This window comes from Sutcliffiella sp. FSL R7-0096 (assembly GCF_038595065.1).
Lineage (GTDB): Bacteria > Bacillota > Bacilli > Bacillales > Bacillaceae_I > Sutcliffiella_A.
Window position 1 is genome coordinate 3,953,520 of record NZ_CP152003.1, and the last position, 22,072, is coordinate 3,975,591.

Here is a 22,072-nt window from a genome sequence, read left to right on the forward strand (position 1 = left end):
AGTACCCATATCCATTTCTGAATATGAGTACTACTATAATCACTAAAGCATTTTCATCACATTTTTGACAGATTCAACTGACTTATCAAGGGCTTCCTTCTCTTTTTGGGTAAGTTGCAGTTCAATAACACTTTCAATACCATCTCCACCAATTATAGTTGGTACACCTAAATATATATTCTCATATCCGTACTCTCCTTCAAGAAATGCAATCGATGGCAGGATTCTTTTTTTATCTTTGATTATTGCCTCAGCCATTTGCACCATGGATGCTGCTGGTGCGTAGTAGGCACTTCCTTGACCTAGCAACTCAACTATTTCTCCCCCACCTTTACGTGTCCGCTCGACTATTGCTTCTATCTTTTTGGAAGGTAAAATTTTTTCTAAAGGAATTCCTCCTACATACGAAAATCGGACGAGCGGCACCATCTCATCCCCATGACCTCCGAGCACGAAACCTGATACATCCTCTACTGACACATTCAGTTCTGTTGCAACAAATGTGTTAAATCTAGCTGTATCCAATACACCAGATTGGCCAATTACGCGGTTCTTAGGAAAACCTGTTGTCTTATAACAAATGTAAGTCATAGCATCGACAGGATTGCTTAGAACAATAATATAGCTATCGGGAGCATACTTCTTTACATTTTCAGAAACCTGCTTCATGATATTAGCATTTGTTGCAACAAGTTCATCACGGCTCATACCAGGCTTTCTAGGTAAGCCTGCTGTAATTAGTACAAGGTCTGCTTCCAAGATATCCGCATAATTAGAAGTGCCCGTTATTTTCGAATCGAATTTTTGGACAGGGCTTGTCTGGAGCATATCTAACGCTTTTCCTTTTGTTGGTTTCTCTTGATTAGGAATATCTACAAGTACAATATCCCCCATTTCTTTCTGGGCCATCATCAATGCTGCTGTTGCTCCTGTAAAGCCTGAGCCTATTACCGCGATTTTTCTTCTTTTAAAAGACATTGCGATTCCTCCAAGTTTGTAATGTTTAGCTTTGACTGGTAATTAAAGCCCGGTATGAAGAAAACCAAAATTCTTAATTCCTATCCTATATCTAAAAAATCACCTAACCGTTAATCTTTGTCAGGTGATTCTTTTGAATAATCTTCTTGTTGATCCACTGGTTTTGTAGCTTTCTTGCGTGATTTTTCCGGCTTTTTAATTATTTCCGGAGCTATTCTTTGAGCGGACTGTGACTCAGCTACTTTTTTTTCACCTGAAAGAAGCATTGACCCTATACCTTCATCTGGATGGGGGATTACGTGCGCGGAAACCAGTTCCCCTACACGTGCAGCCGCCTCTTTGCCGGCATCGATTGCTGCCTGAACTGCTCCTACGTCACCTTTAACCAAAACTGTTACAAGAGCTGCATCCACTTTTTCCTGGCTTACCAGGCTGACATTGGCTGCTTTAAGCATGGCATCTGCTGCTTCAATGGAACCTATTAATCCTCTTGTTTCAATCATTCCTAAAGCTTTACTCACGATGTATCCCTCCTTCCACATCAACGGAATCTACTATTCCAATTACCAGTGCGTCAATTGGCAGATTAATCTCCGGCATTATATGTGATGCTGAACTTCCATTGGTTATCATCACCCTGTCACCAACACCCGCACCGATTCGATCCACTGCAATAAACGGAAATCTTGTTACAGTTCCATCTGGAAGTTCTGGTTGGACAAATAGAAATTTCAATCCTATTAAGTTATCTTCTTTCCTTGTAGCCCATACATTCCCGATAACCGTCCCTAATTGCATCGCTAATCTGCCCCTTTGGAATCTAGTATTTGGATAGTTTTTCCTGATCTACGTGCAGCATCGCGCGCTAGTGGAGTGATGATTGTTTTTGCAGTTACTTTAATTGTTTCCTCTATGTGCTGCCTAACGTCTTGCTCAGTCAAAAGCTTTCCACTGAAGGAATGGCTTTCACTTTTTGATTCTTCTTTGTCCCTGGCCAACCTTTTTTCAAATTGTGAGAGAGGTTCTATGGTTACCCCAAACTTTTCTAATGTACTTTTATATTCTAGAAGATGCGTCCGATAAACATTGTTTACAACCTTCCGTTCATCCTCATAGATTACTTGTTTAAAAGCTTCTGTGGGCACTATGGTAATATTCTTACCCATCATCACATGATAAGCCAACCTCTTCGTTTCAGGTGTATCGGTAATTCCAATAGCCCCTTTGACCATCAAATCCTGAGACCCTTGCAGGAAAAGTACAGCATCTATCTTTTCAGGCATAGCCTCATCATCCACACTTTTGGTGATAATGTTCCATGATTTTTCCAGAACATTGGAGGAATAAGCTTCCCCTTCATTCTTTTTTGTATAAACGATGAGGTTTTTTTTCGTGTGATCAACAGGGCTTTTTTCTGAAATCGGCGCAATCCTCTTCAACACTTCTAGAACGATTTGTTCTATTAAGTCTTTATTCATGACACTCCCTCAATTTTAGATAATATTCCATATGCACCCTTTCCAATCAAACCTGCATTTGCTTCATCTGTATCAATATGCATTTCTAACCGATAGCGGGAAGAGACGCGAATGAGGACTTTATTGAATTTAACTGGCCTTATCGTATCGGTTGTGATAGTAACATATTCACCATTCTCAACCGAAAATGAAGCGGCATCCTCGGGAGTCATATGAATATGGGCTTGAGCGATGATTAATCCTTCTTGTTTGTATATACTTCCTTTTGGTCCTACCAAAGTGACGGATGCCGAATTTTGTATATCACCCGACTCCCTGAGTGGGGGCTTTACACCAAGTTTAATCGAATCTGTTGCACTGACTTCCACTTGCGTTATGTTACGAGCGGGACCGAGGATGCGCACCTTTTCGATGCCACCCCTTGGTCCGACAATCGTAATCGTTTCGTTAGCAGCAAATTGACCAGGTTGGGAAAGTTCCGCTTTCTTTGTCAGTTGATAGTCCTTACCAAACAGCACGTCTAAATCTGTCTGGCTCAAATGACAGTGTCTGGCAGATACAGCCATAGGAACAGCTTTTTCTGCAGAAGGGAGTTTAGCCAATTTCCCAACCACTTCTTCCACTATCGCTTTAATGGCTTGTTCATTCATACATGATTGCTCCTAACCATTATTGTCGTTTACGCTTCTACTTCGAATTTAGGTAAAATGCTTTCCAGCTCATTATGAGGACGTGGGATTACATGAACAGATTTCAAATCGCCTACACGTTGGGCAGCAGCAGCTCCAGCTTCTGTAGCAGCTTTCACTGCACCGACATCACCGCGGACAAGAACAGTCACAATTCCTCCACCTACATGCACTTTTCCAACCAAGTGTACATTCGCAGCCTTTACCATTGCATCTGCCGCTTCCACTGATGCTACTAAACCTTTTGTTTCGATCATTCCTAATGCTGTCATTTCTCTAGCCATAATAAATTCCTCCTAATTAATTCGTTTGATATTTTTTTAATACTTCGTTTACTAGATCTGCTATTACTTTCGGATTGATTTCTTCTGTTGAATCCATCTTCTCTATGACTTGATTGACAATGTTTCCTACCTCTTTCTCTTTCAATGGTTTGGATGCTGATGCTTCTCTGGCGGAAGGAGCCGGCTTTGGAATGGAAATATCCTTTATGCCATAAGCCATTCTTTTTATATTAATTAGATGTCTGGCTGTCACATTGTCCGAGGTAATATTCCCGCCGAATGATCCACATCCAAGGGTAAGAGATGGCATCAGAGCCGTTGTACCTCCAACTGCACCAACAGAGGATAAAGTGTTAACCATAAGCCTGGAGACCGGCATGATTAGTGCAAATTCTGTTGCCACTTTGTCATCATTGGTGTGCAAGGACAAACTATGGCCTCTTCCGCCAAGGTTCAAGATTTTAATACATAAGTCTTTTGCTTCTTCATAACTATTTGCTGTGTAGAGCGGAAATATAGGAGATAGTTTTTCAATGGAAAATGGAATCTCCTTTCCTACTTTTGTCTCCTCAGCTATCAGCAACCTGGTATCTGGTGGTATCGAAATGTCAGCCATGGCGGCAATCTTCACTGCACTCTGTCCCACGATATCCGGATTAAGCTTTCCAGGTTCAGGAGATATGACCTTCTCCAATCTCTTTTTTTCTGCTTCATTCAAAAAATAGGCCCCGTTATTTCTGAACTCTCTTACGGTATATTCCTGAATGTTTCTGTCCACAATAACGGCTTGCTCGGTTGCACAGATTGTTCCGTTATCAAAGGTCTTACTGTCCACGATCATCTTGACCGATTTGGCTACATTGGCACTTCTGTTAATGTAGACTGGTACGTTCCCCGGACCGACTCCATATGCCGGTTTTCCGGAACTGTAAGCTGCCCGGACTAGTCCGCTGCCGCCAGTTGCCAAGATCAATTGGATCTCCCGATGCTTCATCAGCTCTTCCGTAGCCGCCATCGAGGGTTTGGATATCCACCCTATGAGACCTTCAGGTGCCCCTGCTTCCACCGCCGCCTCAGAACATATTCTCAATGCTTCGACTGTACATCTGACTGCTCGGGGATGAGGACTGACTACTATTGCATTACGGGTTTTTAGTGTTATCAAAGCCTTGAAAATTGCTGTTGATGTCGGGTTGGTAGTTGGGATGATACCAGCAATTACTCCAAACGGATCGGCTACTTCCAACACTTTATTTGCCCTGTCCTCGTTTATAATTCCAACTGTCTTTTCATCCTTGATGGATTCATAGACCGCTTGGGATCCCACTTCATTTTTAATTCTTTTATGCTCTACAACACCCATTCCCGTTTCCTCTACTGCCATTTTTGCAAGATCAAGAGATCTTGCAAAGGCGGTTTCTGCCACTCGCTTCACAACAGCATCCACCTGCTCCTGAGAGAAGGAAAGATATTGTTGCTGGGCTTCCTTTGCCTTTTGAACAGCATTTCTCATTTCTTCCAATGAGTGTTGTTCCTTTTCACTAGACATTTAGGCATCACTCCTTTCATCAGTCTCTTTCCTCAAAGATTGTTTCTATTGATTAAATAAAAGGTTGGCATGTGAACTTTTTACTGACAGTTAGTTAATATTGAATTGGCTGTTGAGCTATTGAGAGGATGGCATCTCTGAATGCTTCTGCCGCCGCTTGGCAAGCGGACTGTGAACCAGTCAACAGGCCGCCGCCAAAGTTTGTTTCAGAAGGTGGCCCAAAAAACTTCACCAATTTCACATCTGCAGCTTTTAAAGCGGCATCCAGTCCATAGACCGCTTCCAATGGGGGAGCAATCAGATAGGCAAGTGGTTCCCCCTGTGCTATGCCGGCTTCTCTCGATAAGTAAGATCCTGTTCTTGCCACAACGTGTGCATAGATGGCGTGTGCCTTGTTATCATCCAACGCTTCAAAAAAAGCATCCGATGCAGCAGTCTGGATAATCGCATCCATTCCGCTTTTCACTTCATCAGGATTGGGTCCTGCCAATATTCCAATCATCTCACCTGATAAAGGACCTGATGAATGGCCGGCTCCAGCATAAAAAGATTTTGCATAAACCACTTCCACATCTGCACGTTTAGTTGCCTCATCAAGGGCGGTATATCCAACATCGTCAACGGTGGAAGTGAAAATTGCCAAGCTCCTATGATGCGGTTCAAGTTGAAAGCTTTCTGCAAGTTCCCTATCTACATTTGGAATAACCCTTACCGATAATATCTCTGCATGTATTTTTGCGAGTGACATACTTCCTGCCCCCCTTCCTAGTTTTCCTTTTCCACAAGCGACACTCCGCTTGCTTCATATTTAAGAACCTTTTGAACGACTGTTCCGAGATAAGCCCCAGCTTCCACTGGTGGAATTCCACCTCTATGAATATTGGAGATTACCATCCTATCAGCCTCAATTGTTCCTTTCTTCGGTTCATAACAGAGGTAGGCACTCAAGGATTCAGCACTTACAAGTCCTGGCCGTTCTCCGATTAAAAGCACGACAACTTTCGGATTCAACAAATCACCTATTTCATCCATGACTGCCACTCGACCTTTTTCAATATAAAAAGGGGTACCAATATCAAACCCATTACTTTTTAACGCTTGCTGCAAGGACAAATACACATCCTCGACATTTTCTTCTATCGCTTTGGAACTGAGTCCATCCGAGACGACAATCTGAACGGTAGGGGCTTGCTTGCATTTTTCTTTAATAAGAGCCTTGGCTTCATCTGAAAGCTTCCTGCCATAATCAGGTCTTCGAATATACACTTCTTTTTCCGTAACCCTGGTATTCACCTTAAAAAGGTCCAACCGTTGCAGCAGTTCTTCTTGCACATCACCGTACACTGCATCAACTGCAGCAGCATGGTCATAACGAAACTTAAGCCATGATTCGGTTTTCGGCCGTAACCCCGCTCGCCCTATTCCGATTCTTGCTGGTGTCTTACTCTTCAACAGTTCAAGTTCTTCCTTGTTTACAGGCTCTTCTAGTCCTTTTAGGGTTCTATCAGGCTCTTCCACATTTTCTGTATCACTTTTCACCGCAGATGAAGAGCCTTCCCCTTTTATGTTTTTGGAGTATGGTTTTAAGGAAATCAACTCTTCACTATCCTTAGCAGAGTTTACTTCCTTCAATACTTTCATGGTGGAATCCTTTTGCTTCGATTCTTGATTTACGTGCGACCAGAATCTCACCTGTTTGGATTCCTTGGAAGATGCATTTTCGTCCTGTTTAACATCTTCTTTATCAGGAGACTGTTGTGTTCTCAGCTTTTCCACTACAATCTTCGTTATCTGTTCCACCAGCTCTTGGTTCATCTGCACCACCTCCTATCTTGTAAATATAGTGGGATCTCCGGCAATCTTGCTCAGCTTCCCATTTTCGAAAATCCCCATTTTTTCCAGCCATTTTTCAAATAATGGTGCCGGCTTCTTTCCTAATGTTTGCCGAAGGGTCGCTACATCGTGATAGCTCATGGATTGGTAGTTTAGCATGCAGTCATCCCCCATAGGTGTTGCGATGATAAAATTAACACCGGCAGCCGTCAGTAATACCCCAAGATCTTCAATGTCATTTTGATCAGCTTTAATGTGGTTGGTGTAGCAAATATCCACGCCCATCGGGATATTGTGCATTTTGCCCATGAAGTGGTCTTCAAGTCCCGCCCTGATTACCTGTTTGTTGTTATATAAATACTCCGGACCTATAAATCCGACGACCGTGTTCACAATATATGGATCATAGTAGCGGGCAAAACCATAGTTGCGCGCTTCCAAAGTCATTTGATCGATGCCAAAATGTGCTTCAGCTGACAATTCAGATCCTTGTCCTGTTTCAAAATATAAGCGCTGTGGACCTGTTCCTGTACCATGTGTTTTGGCCAATTCATTGGCTTCTTCCAAAAGCGATGCCGTAATACCAAAGGAACGGTTAGCCGCTTCCGTTCCAGCAATGCTTTGGAAGATCATATCCGCCGGGGCTCCCTGTTTCATCGCTTTCATTTGTGCCGTCACATGGGACAATACACAGTTTTGGGTCGGAATCTGCCATTCCTGGATGAAGTCTTGTGTAGCATGCAGGAGCCGTTTTATACTTTCAACCGAATCGTCAACGGGATTTATGCCAATGACCGCATCCCCTATTCCATATGACAATCCTTCCTTCAATGATGCAATCATACCTTCCACGTTGTCAGTAGGGTGGTTTGGCTGCAAGCGTGATGCGAGCGTACCTTTTTGCCCTATTGTAATATTACATTTAGTCAAAACCTCTATCTTATTCGCTGCATGTACTAGATCCAGGTTGGACATGATTTTTGCTACAGCAGCAATCATTTCACTGTTTAGACCTATACTTAGACGTTTTAGATCCTCTCCGGTTGTTTGATCATGGAGGATGTATTCTCTCAGTTCAGAAATGGACCAGTTCTTTATGGATTGGTATATTCTTTCATTGACTTGCCCTTCAATAATACGGGACACTTCATCTTCTTCTGGAGCAAGCAAAGGGTTCTCCCTGATATCCTTCAGTGTTAAATAGCTTAATACTTCCTTTGCTGCAATCCGTTCCTGCACAGTTTCAGCAGCAACACCCGCCAGGCGGTCTCCTGACTTTTCTTCGTTTGCTTTTGCAAATAAATCTTTTAACGATACAAAGTGATACACGGTACCTAAATAGTTGGTGCTTAACTTCACCATATAGCCCCCTTTCCTAACTGTTATGGAAGGTTAATGTCTTAATGACGACCGGAACGACACTAGTTTGTAAAACATTCCCGATGTCGAGATAATCTCCATGCTCCACTTTTATTTGATCTATACATACTACGCTTACCTTGCTATCCATCACATTCAGCGTCTGCCCCAACACCTTTGCATGATCACTTTCCAATACAATCACCAGCGGTTGCTCTTGTTTAGGCTTCTGTTTTATTGCAGCAAGAATGGTTTCTGCAAGTGTTTGAATTTGCTTGAAGCCCATATAGGGCATTTCGGCAAGATATAGGGCAAAGTTCTGTCCCTCACGCTGTGGATCATAGATATCTATCGCTTGTTGCATCGCAGAGGATATCTTTTTTATTCCGCTATCAAACTGCTGATTAAATCTTATTTGATAGACTGGCAGATTTTTTATAGGTAGTTCATCGGATTTTACTTCAATGGTAGCTCCACTTATCTCGGTCGTTTGGGTACCTGCTCCAAGCACAGTTGCTCTAACAGTTTCTTCCGGTTGTATCCAATCCCAGCTTTTCAGCTTATTATTTTCCTGTAGTGCTGCAGCAAGTGTCCTCCCTATATCATCATATTCTGCTGTTACTGGTTGGTCTTTCTCATGCTGGTACACACATTCACTGATTCCTCCAGAAAACATTACGGCCTCGACCTGTTCTTCCCAGTTCGGATGGTGCCCTAGCAAGAGAGACTCATCTTCCCTTGTCAACTCCTTGTTCAACATGCGAACAATTACATCACTCATATATTTGCATAGCTTCTTTACATCCTGATGTTCTTTCTCCACACCTGTTGCTAAAGAAGAATTCCAATTCTGAAGTACTCTGACTACCGGTGAGGAGATGGTTTTAACTTTGTTTTCAGCGAAATCTATTAATCTCCCGCCAATATGAAGCGTGCATGTCCCACAAAGCCTACCAGATTTATAGACAGCGACATTGGCGGTACCTCCCCCGATATCAATATTGGCAATTGTTTTTCCTGTTTTCTTGGAAAAGGCAAATGCTCCTGATCCTTTGGCTGCAATGATTCCTTCGAGATCAGGGCCTGCGGTTGCCACAAGAAATTCTCCTGCATGGCCTGAAAGATGGTGGATCATTTCCTCTGCATTCTTTTTTGTGGCCGTTTCCCCAGTTATGATGACGGCTCCAGTTTTTATGTCTCTTGTCTGGATATGAGCTTTTTTATATTCTCTATCAACCAGTTCATCCACTGCTTGCATATTAATTTCCGACAGTGATAACAAAGGGGTACGGTAAATCGGACTTCTATAGATGATCTCTTTATCAATGATCTCTATTCTTGGCATATGGGTTCCACCAGCCATGTTCATCAATGAGAATTTACTGACGACCAGCTTTGTAGTGCTTGTTCCTATATCAATTCCAACACTTATAATGTCTTCTTTTTGTGGACCATATCGCTTCATAGCTACATCTCCCCAAATCGGTAGAACGTAAAAAGGCACCTCATACGAGCTATCCGTTGAAAGATAGCTGTACAAGGCGCCTTTGCCGTTGAATTCATTTATAAACAAAATATAATGTATTTTCTGTATTTTGTAAAGAGTTTCATACAAATATCACATTATTTGAAGGATTGCTTTCCACAAGTGCCCTCATTTCTTGAAGGGAGTTGCATTGGACAAGATCTTTCACTTCCTGTATCCCCTCCCCACGTTTAGAAGAGGTGACTATGATTGGGCCTTGTGTCATTACCTTTTTCAATTCAGCTATGGCAAGATCAATATCCGCTTCGTTCGCATCGGACTTTGTTACAATACCAATAGGGATTTTATTTAATCCGTGGCTGAAGCCGGGCGGAAAAATGGTCTTTCTTTTAGTGGCGTCCTGCAGGAAAAGAATATGGGTGACCTCTAAAGCTGTTGCCATGATATTTTTGTAAAAAAGCGGATTTTCCGTATATTCACCAGGGGTATCTACAATCCAATCATAGTAGTGAAGAGCTTGCGTTTTAACCGCCTCAACCTTTCTGCCTAGAAGCGCATTGGTCAGGGTTGATTTTCCTGCCCCGATGGAACCTATCAGCATTGCACGATTTTTTCTTGTCATGGTTGTCTCCTTTACTTTGGGTCAATATTCACGATTTAGTAATTTTAGACGGGGTGTACCCAAGGGTATCCTTAAGGAATCGGTTGATTTCCGACATGGCCATATCTACCTCCGAAACACTGCCCACAATAACGAGACTTCCGGTAAATCGATCGAGAAACCCTATCCGCACATTCGCTGCTTTAGTGGCAAGGTCTCCTGCTATTATAACTGTTTCACTAGGAGTAAGGGTTAATATCCCAAGCGCTCCTGCTTCCTGAATCCCCAGTTTATCGAACATATCCGGGTCAGGATTTGCTATTAGATGGCTTAACGTAACCTGCTTTCCTGGAACAAATTCTTGAATAAACCGCTTTTTCTCTTCACTCATGACGAAATCCTCCTTGTTGCTATTTTTACATTGATTTTGTTCGATGATCAATTGTGAAGTCTTTCTCTAAGTATTCATCTTTGCCGATAATACCTGCTTCACGATCTTTTCTTTCCAATTCCAACGCTTTAGGTACGGATAACCAATAAGCGAATCCAATACCAATGACCCCAGCTGCCAGCTTCCCTGCAATAATCGGTAAAATTAAATTTGGTTGGAAATTCGCTGTAAATGAAAGGTGGTCTCCCAATAAAAAGGCTGCACACACAGCAAAAGAAATATTGATAACCTTATCTTTAGGTGGCATATTACGCACCAGTTTAAACATGGCTAGAATATTTGCAATCGTTGCCAGAATGCCTGCACTACCCTCTTTACTCAATCCGAACCTTCTACCCATGGCTTCGAGTGGTCTGCCTGCATATTTTTGAAGTAAATAAACCATGGGAAATGCACCGGCTAACATGATCCCAATATAGCCTGCTGTTTCAAGTGCACGGAACTGATCTGCCTCATCCGCCATAATCGGGTCGAATCCCCAAGCTCCGAAAACCGTCGAGAACAACCCTGTAAAGATCTCCACGATGGAGAACACCAGGACAAGCTTGATCCCTGCATCCAAGATTTTCCCAAACCACATAAAACCCTTAATCATCAAGTCAGGTAGGAAATATAGCCCTACAGCGATAAGAATGACAAAAATCAGTAACGGAGATAAGTTCATGAACATTTTCAAATAGCTCATGGTGAATGCGTAAGTTGACTCCGAAGAAGTAGAGACAATCTCACGGACTTTCGTATTTGTCACTAAAATCAAGACACTGGAAATGAATGCTCCGATAGGAATGGTCAATACACCTGACATAATCCCCAAGGCCATGTATTTATGATCCCGTTTATCCAACATTGCAAGCCCCATCGGGATGGAAAACACGATGGTTGCACCTGCCATAAAGCCGACAATCAATGCCATAATCCACCCTTCATACGACTGTTTCAATACCTCTGCGAGTTGATAACCACCCATATCCGATGCCAGGATTGCTGTGGCTGCTATTGCAGGATCTGCTCCAATTTTCGCGAAGAATGGTCCACATACCTTATCTATAAACCAAGATAAATAGGGAATGGACGCCATTATTCCCGCGGCAGGAACAAAAATATGACCGATTGAGTGTATTCCTTCCATGAATTGCTTTCCGATACCTTCCTCACTGTTCTTTATGGCAGCAATTGCCCCGATTACAGCACATGCCATGATGATATAAATCACAATATTTCCAACCAAGACCATGTTATACCCCTCCTGCTTTCTCTTTATTTTTAATTAACTTGAAGACTTCTGTGTTCTTGATAACCCCCAGTTGATTTCACTTTATATAAAAGGTTTATTTAAACGGAAGATTGTGATTCTTACTTAAACCTGGAAGGCTAAAGCAAAGAAATAAAATTGTGCCTTTTTTTCTTAATTCTCCTGAAAAAGACAAAAAGGTACTAGGTGGTTTTATGTAACTCAAACCACTTAGCACCTTTGCTACTGTTATTTACTTTTAGGATGATTAAGTGTTGTATTTGACTATGATGTTCCTGGCTACTTTCTCCAAGGTCACCTGTCGATCCATGCTTATGGTCCGCATCTTGTTATAAGCCACTTCTTCAGTAAGTTTGAACCGTTGCATCAATACCCCTTTGGCTTTCTCCACAATCTTCCGGTTTTTTAATCTATTATTCATTTCTGCGACTTTCTCTTTATAAACATTTGCATTTTCAGCCTGCTTTAGTGCTATTTCTATCGCAGGAATCAAACTGGCTTCCGATATCGGCTTTACTAAATAACCTAATATATTTGCCTGTTTCGCTTTATCAATAAATTCCCGTTGGCTATATGCGGTAAGAAGTATAATAGGAATGTTGAATCTATTTGATATGATCTCGCTGGCTTTGAGTCCATTTAACTTCGGCATCTTTATATCCATCAAAATTAGATCTGGTTTGAGTGAATAGGCCAACTCAATTGCCTTTTCACCATCTCCTGCTTCTCCGACAATTTCATAGCCAGCATCCTGTAGCATCATGGAGATATCCAACCGGACAATCGATTCATCTTCTACAAGGATTATTCTCTTTTTCATCCTATCACTCCCTTTCCATCGGGAATACAATAGCTGCCATCGTCCCAGTCTCTGTCCGTTGAATGCTGAACTGTCCAGATAAATCATGTTCTGTCATCATTTTGACTATTTCAAGGCCAAGTGATGGTTTGGAGCTATCAGAGTAACCCACTCCATCATCCTCCACCTTTACTATGCATTCAAGTCCATTGACATAAAAACTGACATGGATATTTCCAAAACAGCGGTTGTGAAAAGCGTGCTTCATAGAATTTTGAATGAGCTCATTAATAATAAGAGCAACAGAAACAGCCTTGTTTGATTTAATCGTCAGCCGTGGACCTTTGTAATTGATACTGATTGTTTTCGGTTCACCTTCAGGCTGATCAATTAACATATTACCAATTTTCTCTATTAAGCTATAAACTTCTACATCATCCACACTTGAATTGGATAGAATGATTTCATAGACATGGGCAATACTCAATATCCTGTTCAGGCTTTCAACAAAATGGACCTTACTTTCTTCCGGTACACCCCTACGCATTTGAAGACGCAGAAGACTTGCCACTGTCTGTAAATTATTCTTTACCCTATGGTGTATTTCCCGAATGGCCACACTTTTTACGATAAGTTCCCGTTCTTTTTCCCGCAGTTCGGTCATATCACGGAAAATGATGAACGTACCTTCCGCTTTCTCATCTTGTTCCAGACAGATCTTTTTCACTTGAAATGTTTTACTAGCAATCTCCATCTCTTTAACAAGTAATTCTTCAGGGTTATGCAAAATTGATTTCAAGCATGGAAAATAGTTAGTGATTTTGGTTCCCACCGTACACTCTTTTGTGCAAACTTCCGAAACCAGGTTGATTGCAGAAGGGTTAAAATATAACAGACTCTCATCTGGGTCAACAAAGAACAACGCTTCTTCAATTACCTCTGGAATAATCGGCCTGTTTTCTGTCATTCCAATCAGTATTTCACTTAATGTTTCTGTGGTTTTTGACAACGCTTTCATTTTATCTTGATGTTGAATTTTTTCACTTATGTCTTTCTCCATTATTACTGTACCAATTATTCGGTTGTTCGTTCCCTTGATTGGAACTACACTCTGCTCCACCGTCCTGCCTTCCTGGGTGATGGCACGATTGAGAAACATATGTTTTCCGGTTCTCAAAGTGAAAAAAACTGCTGGTTCAAAAGCTTCATAGGCAAACTTTCCTACCACAGGGTTTTTATAAACTGACTTTGCTGTTGTGGGTGCTGCTTCTGCTACCACAATTGCATGATTCCCCTCTTGTGTTGGACAATCAATGAATACATTGGCTTGGTTCAAATCTGCCATAAATGGGAGGTTGCGCGAAATCTCTTCTATCTTTAGAACATCCTCTTCTACTAGGTTAGTATGCTGAGTACATAATGATTCTACCGATATGGTGTGCGTCATAGTTGGTCTCCCATTCCTCTTCAATAGTTAGAATATAGTGAATATTATATTTTTACCTACTTCTTTTGTCAATGCAAGATTATTCCTGCAGGAATATCTACCTATACAAAAAGCCATCCTCTTGCTGGATGGCCCTTGCTTACAAAATAATTTCAGCCTTCTTTTACTTTTGCCAATTTCACACCACTAGCTTTATGCTTAAGAGCCTGTTCTATCAGATCTGCTAAATAAGCTCCCGCTTCCACTGGCGGAGTACCTCCATCATGGATGTTTGAAATGACTGTCCTGTCTGCCTCAACTGATTTTTCGTTAGGTCGATAAATGAAGTAGGCACTGATACTTTTGGAAGTTGCCAGTCCTGGTCTTTCACCAATAAGAGAGATAACAATATCACAATTTGCTATCTTTGCTATTTCATCCTGAATCCATACCCGGCTTTTGTGAATAAAGATCGGATCACCTACTGAAATATTTTTCACTTTCAGGCCCTGCATCAGTGCGGGTAGAAGGTCAGGAATCGTTTCTTATATTCCTGTGGAACTTAACCCGTCAGACACAATGATTTGCACCTGTTTACCTTTCGCAAGGTTTGCCTTAGCCCATTCAAATGATTCAGCCGATAGTTTCCTGCCAGATCCAGGTTCATTAAGTACTCTTCCATGGACTCTGCTTTTGATCGAAGCGTAGGAAGGTTCAATTTTTCAATAAATTCATCGGGTACATTTTTAAATACGGCGTCCTGTGCTGCAGCATGATCTATGCGAAAGTCTAAATAGTTCTTGGTCTTCATTCTTGTTCCGGAACGGCCTATTCCTATTCTGGCGGGTGTTATAGACTGTGATTTTTGAATGGTAGTTTCATTACTTGGGTTATCAACTGTGACCCTTTTTTCTGTATGATATTTTACTTCTTTAAAATCTGTAACTGAATCACCATGATTGGAAGAGACCTCTTTTATATCGGATAAAAAACCTTTACGCGATACATTCTCTTCCTTGCTTTTCTTATCCAATTCTTTCATGACCATTTCAACAATCGCTTGTACATCCATGTTTTCTTCCTCCTTCCCTAGTCAAAGATAGACAGGTCTCCAGCTTTTTCCGTCAAGCGCCCGTTCTTCATAATTCCCATCTCTTCCATCCATATTTCAAATTCCCTCAATGGACGCAACCCCAGCATCTCTCTTAAGCTGGCATCATCATGATAGCTTGTATCTTGGTAACTCAGCATCACATCATCACCGCCTGGGACTCCCATATAAAAGTTCGCTCCGCCTAAGGCCGTGAGCATACCAGCAATTTCTTGGTCATTTTGATCAGCTTTCATATGATTGGTGTAAGTCGGGGCAATTCCCATTGGAAGGGCATGGAGCTTACCCATGAATAAATCCTCCAAATCCGCTCTTATCACCTGCTTTCCGTCATAAATGGTTTCAGGTCCGATAAAACCTGAAACATTATTCACCATAAAGGGCTTCCAGTGGCGCGCATAACCGTAAGTTCTTGCTTCTAATGTCTGCATATCCACGCCCTGGTGCGCATCTAGTGACACTTCAGACCCTTGACCAGTTTCAAAATAAAACTGGTTCGGTCCTGTAGATGTTCCATATTTCCTTATCAACTCAAAAGCCTCATCCAATATTTCTTTGGACACCCCAAAATCGTCATTCGCTTTTTGGGTTCCGGCTAAACTTTGGAACATCAAACCGATCGGCGCCCCCTTTTTCAGCGCTTGCATTTGCGTAGTAATATGGGCCAACACACAGTTCTGAGTAGGGATTTTCCACTTCTCCATGAAATCATGTGTCATATGCAAGATTTTTGATACTGACTCAACTGAATCATTATTTGGGTTCACCCCAATGACCGCGTCCCCGGAACCATAGGAAAGGCCTTCTTTCATGCTTGCCAGAATGCCTTCGGGATTATCTGTAGGATGGTTTGGTTGACAACGGAATGCCAATCTCCCTTGCTCACCAATTGTCGTATTGCAATGGGCAGTTGGACGAATCTTCTGTGAAGCCATAACAAGATCAATACTGGACATGAGTTTAGCCACAGCAGAAATCATCTCACTTGTCATCCCTTTACTTAGACGAAACAGATCACTGGTCTTCGTCGAATGAGAAAGAATATAGTTACGAAGTTGTCCTACTGACCAACCCTTTATTTCTTTATAAATATACTCATTGATATCATCATAGATGGTTCTTGTCACTTCGTCTTTCTCATAGGGAATAACCGGATTTTCGAAAATATCCTCTAGTAGAATTTCACTTAAAACTGCTTTTGCAGCCATTCTCTCCAAGGAAGAAGTAGCTCCTATCCCAGCCATTGTGTCTCCCGATTTTTCTTCACTTGCTTTTGCCAAGACTTCCTTTAGTGATTGGAAAACGTAATGTTGACCTTTTATTTTTGTTGTAAATTTCATCTTGATGCCTCCTTAAGCAAGATACTGCCACCTCATAGTAAGCGGTTTCATTTCTCGCAAACAAAAAATGCCCAAACGAGTCCTCTCATCTAAGAGTAACTTCGTTTAGGCATCTTCACCTGTCTGTATTTACTTAATAATATTGAGTATAACAAATTGTTTTTTGAAAATAAAGATTTTTTCTAAACCTCAACTTTTGCTTATTTCTTCCTAAGCTCATCTGCTAGGAACTCTACATCCGTTCCAACGATGACCTGCATGTTTGTTTTGCTCAGTTTGACGATTCCTTTCGCTCCAAGCTCTTTCAGCTTTGCTTCATCCACAGCTGAAGAATCATTTACTTTCAGTCGAAGTCTTGTGACACAATTATCGATTTCCAAGACATTTTCTTTTCCTCCAAGTGCCGCCAGATAGCCATCTGCAAGTTCCGCGTAGTTTCCTTTATCAGCACTTTGTGTAAATTCTCCAGCCACTTCATCTTCGCGTCCTGGCGTCTTCAAGTCGAGCTTCATGATCAGGAAGTAGAAGATAACGAAGTACAATCCTCCATACACCAGACCCACACCTGCAAGAAGGATAGGCTTTTGGGCAATTCCGAAGTTTAATAGATAGTCAATGGCACCTGCCGAGAAACCGAATCCATGGTGGATATCAAGCAAGTAGGCGACTGACATCGCAGTTCCTGTCAGGAATGCGTGTATCAGATAGAGAATCGGAGATAGGAACATGAATGAAAACTCAATTGGCTCCGTAATCCCTGTTAGGAAAGAAGTAAATGCCAAGCCGATTAATGCGCCGGTCATCGCCTTTCTCCGTTCTTTCTTGGCTGCTGCTATCATTGCAAGAGCTGCCCCCGGCAGTCCGAACATCATGATAAGGAAGAACCCGGCCATAAAGATACCTGCAGATGCATCACCCGCAAGGAATCGCCATAGATCCCCTTTGATAACCTCTCCGGCTGCATTAGTGAATTCCCCGAATTCAAACCATACAATTGTATTAAGGATATGATGAAGGCCAAGCGGAATCAACAGTCGGTTCAAGAAGCCGAAAATCCCTACCCCTGTAGCTCCTGCACCAATGATCCATTCCCCAATACTATCGATGAATGCTTGAACCGGTGGCCATAGATACCCGAATAAAAAGGCGAGAAGCAACATGACAAGGGAGGTGATGATCGGTACAAAACGCCTTCCACCAAAGAACCCGAGCCAGTCCGGAAGTTTGATATTGTAGTATTTGTTATAGAGAAGCCCCGCAATAATTCCTGAGATGATTCCTCCCAGTACTCCCATATTGATAGATTCATTGATGGCTGCCGCGCCATTGGTCAATACGAAGTAACCTACTGCTCCAGCAAGAGCCGCGGCCCCACTACCATCCCTAGAGAACCCAATGGCCACTCCGATGGCAAATAATAATGCAAGATTTCCAAATACAGCATTTCCTGCTGCGGATATGAAAGGAATATTTAATAAGTCCTCTTGCCCTAAACGTAGGAGCAAGGCAGCTGCAGGCATAATTGCGATCGGAAGCATCAGGGATTTACCGATTTTCTGTAAAAAACCTAACATAAATAAGCACCTCTTTTCTTATGGTTTACTAAACATTATGTAACCGCATACGACATTAGTACATGCCTAGTGGTCTAGTTTTCTATTTTTTTATTTTATTTAGCTCCGCTGTTGATTTCCGCAAATGGCTTCGCTTTCCGCGGGGCGACCTTGAGCCTCCTCACAACGCTTCAGGGGTCTCAACATTGTCGCTACTCCCCCGCTGGAGTCTACGCCATTTGCTCCAATTACCAGCTAGGTTACTTTTTTAAAATTAAGGGAAAAGAACTCGAGGCTTTATCCACCTCAAGTTCCTTCCAGCTATTATTTATAGATTAGGTATTGCTTTCGAACTTTATTGAATTCGCTTAAGTCACCCTGCCATTGAGAGACTAAGTCTTCTACAGATCTTCCTTCTTCGATACCTTTGCGGATCCAGCTGTTGCCAATCAAGTTGTCAAAGAAAGAGATACCGGCGCTATTTTCTGCACGGAATTGGAAATCTTCCGGATACATATCATGAATCGTTTTCACAATATGCAAACCAGTTTCTACAGGTTTGAACGTGTCTCTATCCGTAATATGGATCTGAATTCCATGTGACAGGCTTCCTGCATGTTTTGAAAATGTTGGGGTAAAGGATGCAGCTCTGAAGGTCACTCCTGATAATTTCAAATTATTTAACTCAGTTGCAACGTCATCCGCATTCATAAACGGAGCACCAATTAGTTCAAATGGTTTGGTAGTCCCGCGTCCCTCGGATACATTCGTTCCTTCGATAAGTGCTCCACCAGGATAAACTAGTGCCGTTTCCAATGTTGGCATATTCGGTGATGGCATAACAAACTCAAGCGGTGTGTCATCGTAATACATGTTGCGTTTCCAGCCATTCATTTCTACTACCGTTAAATCTGCGCCGATACCGAATTCTTCATTAAACAATTTTGCTAGTTCTCCTACAGTCATTCCGTGTCTCAATGGAATGGCATAGTTCCCTACAAAGGATGCATACTTCATATCAAGCACTGGTCCTTCTACTTTTAATCCACTTAATGGATTCGGTCTGTCCAAGACAACGATAGGAATGTCGTTTTCCTGTGCTGCTTCCATTGCATATGCCATTGTATAGATATATGTGTAGAAACGAGTTCCGACATCTTGAATATCAAAAAGTAGTACGTCAATATCCTCTAGCATTTCCGGCGTTGGCTTTCTTGTCGGTCCGTATAAACTGTAAACCGGAAGTCCTGTTTTTTCATCAATATAGAAGTCTACATATTGTCCTGCTTGGGCATCCCCACGCACTCCATGCTCTGGTCCATAAAGGGCTGTCAATTCTGTATCAGGATCATTATGAAGCGTATCCACAATACTGTTCAGCTCCTGATCTACTCCTGTTGGGTTTGTAATAAGGCCCACACGTTTTCCTTCAATGAGGTGCTTTTCTTCTTTTAGAAGGACTTCTACTCCAAGCTCAAATTTCTTGCCCTTCCCCTTGCCTTTGCTTTTTCCGTTTCCATTATCTGCAAATACTGCGGACAATGATGATAGAACCAATACAGTTGTTAATAAAGTGATCAGCCATTTTTTCAATCTTTTCCCCTCCCATTTTGTAATCTTTGGTCTGTTTGAAACCGTTGTTGATTTCCGCAAACGGCTTCGCTTTCCCCGGGGCGACCTTGAGCCTCCCACGAGCTACGCCCTGCGGGGTCTCAAGAATGTCGCTATCCCCCCACAGGAGTCTTCGCCCTATGCTTCAATCAACAGCTATAAACCTTTAATAAGTCAGCCCATGTCCGTATTCGTATAATACACCGCCATCAAATCCTGGAATCGTAACCGGAAGTTTTCCTCCTGGCGCATTCGCTCCAAAGATAGTTGCTGCAGTGGCCTGAAAGCTCGCCGGTCTGAAACCGTATTGTGCAAGGTAAGCATCCACTTGATTGTAAGCCATGATGTCATAAGGATTACGGATACCTACAGCAATGACAGGTGCTTCCGTTTCAGCCGCTAATGTTTGAACAAGTTGCATTTGTGCATTTCCTGGAGATCTTCCAGAAACATTAAATGTACTAGTTCCCACAATAACTGCTGTCGCATTTCTTACCTGCTCCCGTTGTGCTTCTGTTAAACGGAAATCTGCTGCAACCTCTACAACGGTTGTATTTTCATGGTGTTGCCTAATGGCTTGACTTAATTCCGCAAGATTTGTTCTCCCCACAACCACAATGTTCTCTTCTGCGCTCGGATTCAGTGGAAGCGCCTGGTCGTTTTTCACAAGTGTGATGGAACGTTCTGCCGCTTCTTTTTCCACTTGCTTGTGTTCAGCAGAACCTACAACAGCTTGTGCGTTCGCAATTTTTTCTTCAATCGGCATTGGTGTTTCCTCTTTGATTACTCCACGCTTGATTTTTAGTGATAGGAGCCTCTCTACAGAAGCTTCAATTCTTTCCACTGTCAGGTCACCACTATCTACAGCTTGCAATAGCCCCTGCCTTACTTCACTAAGTCCTACCGGCATAAGGACGATATCAGTGCCAGCTTGGACCGCTCTGACAGCTGCATCCACTGGACCGAAGTGATCGGCGATGGCAGCCATGTTCATCGCATCTGTTGTGATGACTCCCTCATAGCCCATCTCGTTTCGCATTAATTCCGTTAACACAGTATGAGAGAGAGTAGCCGGGATGGCAATCTCTTCCCCCGTTTTTCTTGAGATGGCTTTTGATCCATCAATTTTCGGGAAAGTGACATGAGCCGTCATGATGGCATCAATGCCCGCCTCCATTCCTTGTTGGAAAGGGTAAAGCTCCACTTCCATCAACCGTTCCTTATCATGCGGAACTTCGGGAAGACCCAGGTGGGAGTCCACCGCTGTATCTCCATGTCCAGGGAAGTGCTTCGCCGTTGCTGCCACACCTGTTGATTGAAGACCTTCTGTATAGGCAACCCCCATTTGTGCCACTAATTCAGGGTCTTCCCCAAAAGAGCGAACACCGATTACCGGGTTGTCCGGATTGTTATTAACATCCATAACGGGTGCAAAGTTCATATTGATTCCAAGAGAGTGAAGCTCCTCCCCGATTGCCTTGCCGACATTATGGGCGATTTCCGGAGATCTTGTTGCTCCAAGGGCCATGTTCCCTGGCATATCTGTACCAGATTGAAGTCTTGTTACAATTCCGCCTTCCTGATCAATAGTCATAAGAAGCCCATATTTTTCTGACGCTTGCTGGTAATCTGCCACAAGTCTTGTGGTTTGTTCGGTAGTGACCACATTTTCACGGAAAAGAATCACACCACCAAGATGGTAGTCTTTTACGAGCTGTTCAATTTCCGGAAGCATTTCCGTTACGTTTTGACCGTTCCAATTTCTGAAGTCTGGCATTAGCATTTGTCCAATTTTTTCTTCGATGGTCATATTGCTTATAGCGTGTCCGACCAAGTTATAACGTTCTCCAGTTTCCTTTACTAGGGAAGCCTTTGCTTCTTTCTTTCCTTTATCTTGAGGGGATACTTTGAAATCGACAGCAATTCGATCGGAAAAAGTTCCATCCGTCACTGTTATGAAAGTTCTTCCTCTCTTCCCTGTAAGTGTTACGTTTCCATCTCCATCTACTTTTGCGACGTTTTTATTGGAGGAATCCCAACTTAAGTTCTCGTTAGTAAATAGAAAGTGACCTTCCTCCATTACCTTCAATGCTCGTAATTGGAACTCCTCCCCGATACTATTCCATTCGACTTGGGGGGAATTTTGATAAAGAACTAAATCTTTTATTTCGTTTTCAGCTTTCACGGTTTTCATTGGAATCCCAGAAATGATCATTGCCAAGACGAGTACCGATAAACCAAAAATCTTCAAGGTCTTCTTCATTCTTGTTAC

Annotated in this window: 22 protein-coding genes and 1 pseudogene; all 23 read right to left on the minus strand. The window is 42.4% G+C overall.

Going from position 1 to position 22,072, the window contains the following annotated elements:
- Window positions 1–42: 42 nt before the first annotated feature.
- A complete protein-coding gene (gene mdh, locus MKY77_RS20335; protein ID WP_339147467.1) occupies window positions 43–978 on the minus strand; it encodes a malate dehydrogenase in 936 nt (311 codons plus the stop codon).
- 110 nt (window positions 979–1,088) lie between these two features.
- Complete coding sequence (locus MKY77_RS20340) at window positions 1,089–1,499, minus strand: BMC domain-containing protein (RefSeq protein WP_339147468.1); 411 nt, start codon at window positions 1,497–1,499, stop codon at window positions 1,089–1,091.
- The gene (locus MKY77_RS20345; protein ID WP_339147469.1) at window positions 1,492–1,776 is read right to left on the minus strand and encodes a EutN/CcmL family microcompartment protein; all 285 of its coding nucleotides are present in this window, start codon (window positions 1,774–1,776) and stop codon (window positions 1,492–1,494) included. The genes MKY77_RS20340 and MKY77_RS20345 overlap by 8 nt, the downstream gene beginning before the upstream one ends.
- Window positions 1,777–1,778: 2 nt before the next feature.
- Window positions 1,779–2,456 carry a hypothetical protein gene (locus MKY77_RS20350; RefSeq protein WP_339147470.1) on the minus strand — a complete coding sequence of 226 codons (678 nt, stop codon included), beginning with the start codon at window positions 2,454–2,456 and terminating at the stop codon, window positions 1,779–1,781.
- Window positions 2,453–3,106: a phosphate propanoyltransferase gene (locus MKY77_RS20355; RefSeq protein ID WP_339147471.1), complete on the minus strand. Its 654-nt coding sequence runs from the start codon at window positions 3,104–3,106 to the stop codon at window positions 2,453–2,455. Before MKY77_RS20355 ends, MKY77_RS20350 begins: the two co-directional genes overlap by 4 nt.
- A gap of 29 nt (window positions 3,107–3,135) precedes the next feature.
- The gene (locus MKY77_RS20360; RefSeq protein WP_339147472.1) at window positions 3,136–3,429 is read right to left on the minus strand and encodes a BMC domain-containing protein; all 294 of its coding nucleotides are present in this window, start codon (window positions 3,427–3,429) and stop codon (window positions 3,136–3,138) included.
- Between the two features lie 16 nt (window positions 3,430–3,445).
- Entirely contained in the window at window positions 3,446–4,978 is a 1,533-nt protein-coding gene (locus MKY77_RS20365) for an aldehyde dehydrogenase family protein (protein WP_339147473.1), read from the minus strand.
- Window positions 4,979–5,072: 94 nt separating this feature from the next.
- A complete protein-coding gene (eutL, locus tag MKY77_RS20370) occupies window positions 5,073–5,726 on the minus strand; it encodes an ethanolamine utilization microcompartment protein EutL (protein WP_339147474.1) in 654 nt (217 codons plus the stop codon).
- A 17-nt stretch (window positions 5,727–5,743) separates the two neighbouring features.
- Window positions 5,744–6,793, minus strand: coding sequence for an ethanolamine ammonia-lyase subunit EutC (gene eutC / locus MKY77_RS20375; RefSeq protein ID WP_339147475.1), 1,050 nt, complete (start codon window positions 6,791–6,793; stop codon window positions 5,744–5,746).
- Window positions 6,794–6,805: 12 nt separating this feature from the next.
- Window positions 6,806–8,170 carry an ethanolamine ammonia-lyase subunit EutB gene (locus MKY77_RS20380; RefSeq protein ID WP_339149873.1) on the minus strand — a complete coding sequence of 455 codons (1,365 nt, stop codon included), beginning with the start codon at window positions 8,168–8,170 and terminating at the stop codon, window positions 6,806–6,808.
- Between the two features lie 16 nt (window positions 8,171–8,186).
- On the minus strand, window positions 8,187–9,635 hold the full coding sequence (locus MKY77_RS20385) for an ethanolamine ammonia-lyase reactivating factor EutA (protein ID WP_339147476.1): 1,449 nt from the start codon (window positions 9,633–9,635) through the stop codon (window positions 8,187–8,189).
- Between the two features lie 142 nt (window positions 9,636–9,777).
- On the minus strand, window positions 9,778–10,278 hold the full coding sequence (locus tag MKY77_RS20390; RefSeq protein WP_339147477.1) for a EutP/PduV family microcompartment system protein: 501 nt from the start codon (window positions 10,276–10,278) through the stop codon (window positions 9,778–9,780).
- Between the two features lie 28 nt (window positions 10,279–10,306).
- The gene (locus tag MKY77_RS20395; protein ID WP_339147478.1) at window positions 10,307–10,648 is read right to left on the minus strand and encodes a BMC domain-containing protein; all 342 of its coding nucleotides are present in this window, start codon (window positions 10,646–10,648) and stop codon (window positions 10,307–10,309) included.
- A gap of 25 nt (window positions 10,649–10,673) precedes the next feature.
- Window positions 10,674–11,942 (minus strand): ethanolamine utilization protein EutH, encoded by a 1,269-nt coding sequence (gene eutH / locus MKY77_RS20400; RefSeq protein ID WP_339147479.1) that lies wholly within the window; start codon window positions 11,940–11,942, stop codon window positions 10,674–10,676.
- Window positions 11,943–12,207: 265 nt separating this feature from the next.
- A complete protein-coding gene (locus MKY77_RS20405) occupies window positions 12,208–12,780 on the minus strand; it encodes a response regulator (RefSeq protein ID WP_339147480.1) in 573 nt (190 codons plus the stop codon).
- A gap of 4 nt (window positions 12,781–12,784) precedes the next feature.
- Window positions 12,785–14,206 (minus strand): sensor histidine kinase, encoded by a 1,422-nt coding sequence (locus MKY77_RS20410; protein ID WP_339147481.1) that lies wholly within the window; start codon window positions 14,204–14,206, stop codon window positions 12,785–12,787.
- Between the two features lie 152 nt (window positions 14,207–14,358).
- Window positions 14,359–14,700, minus strand: a complete 342-nt coding sequence (locus MKY77_RS20415) for an ethanolamine ammonia-lyase light chain EutC (RefSeq protein ID WP_342515457.1) — start codon at window positions 14,698–14,700, stop codon at window positions 14,359–14,361.
- Window positions 14,701–14,730: 30 nt separating this feature from the next.
- On the minus strand, window positions 14,731–14,904 hold the full coding sequence (locus MKY77_RS20420) for an ethanolamine ammonia-lyase light chain EutC (protein WP_339149874.1): 174 nt from the start codon (window positions 14,902–14,904) through the stop codon (window positions 14,731–14,733).
- Window positions 14,859–15,257: pseudogene (locus MKY77_RS20425) on the minus strand (ethanolamine ammonia-lyase light chain EutC); the annotation flags it as partial. The gene MKY77_RS20420 and the pseudogene MKY77_RS20425, both read right to left, overlap by 46 nt.
- Window positions 15,258–15,274: 17 nt before the next feature.
- Complete coding sequence (locus tag MKY77_RS20430; RefSeq protein ID WP_339147483.1) at window positions 15,275–16,636, minus strand: ethanolamine ammonia-lyase subunit EutB; 1,362 nt, start codon at window positions 16,634–16,636, stop codon at window positions 15,275–15,277.
- 200 nt (window positions 16,637–16,836) lie between these two features.
- Window positions 16,837–18,210, minus strand: a complete 1,374-nt coding sequence (gene nagE / locus MKY77_RS20435; RefSeq protein ID WP_339147484.1) for an N-acetylglucosamine-specific PTS transporter subunit IIBC — start codon at window positions 18,208–18,210, stop codon at window positions 16,837–16,839.
- Between the two features lie 303 nt (window positions 18,211–18,513).
- Window positions 18,514–19,782, minus strand: coding sequence for a DUF1343 domain-containing protein (locus MKY77_RS20440; RefSeq protein ID WP_339147485.1), 1,269 nt, complete (start codon window positions 19,780–19,782; stop codon window positions 18,514–18,516).
- Window positions 19,783–19,966: 184 nt separating this feature from the next.
- Window positions 19,967–22,063, minus strand: coding sequence for a glycoside hydrolase family 3 N-terminal domain-containing protein (locus tag MKY77_RS20445; protein WP_339147486.1), 2,097 nt, complete (start codon window positions 22,061–22,063; stop codon window positions 19,967–19,969).
- Window positions 22,064–22,072 lie beyond the last annotated feature (9 nt).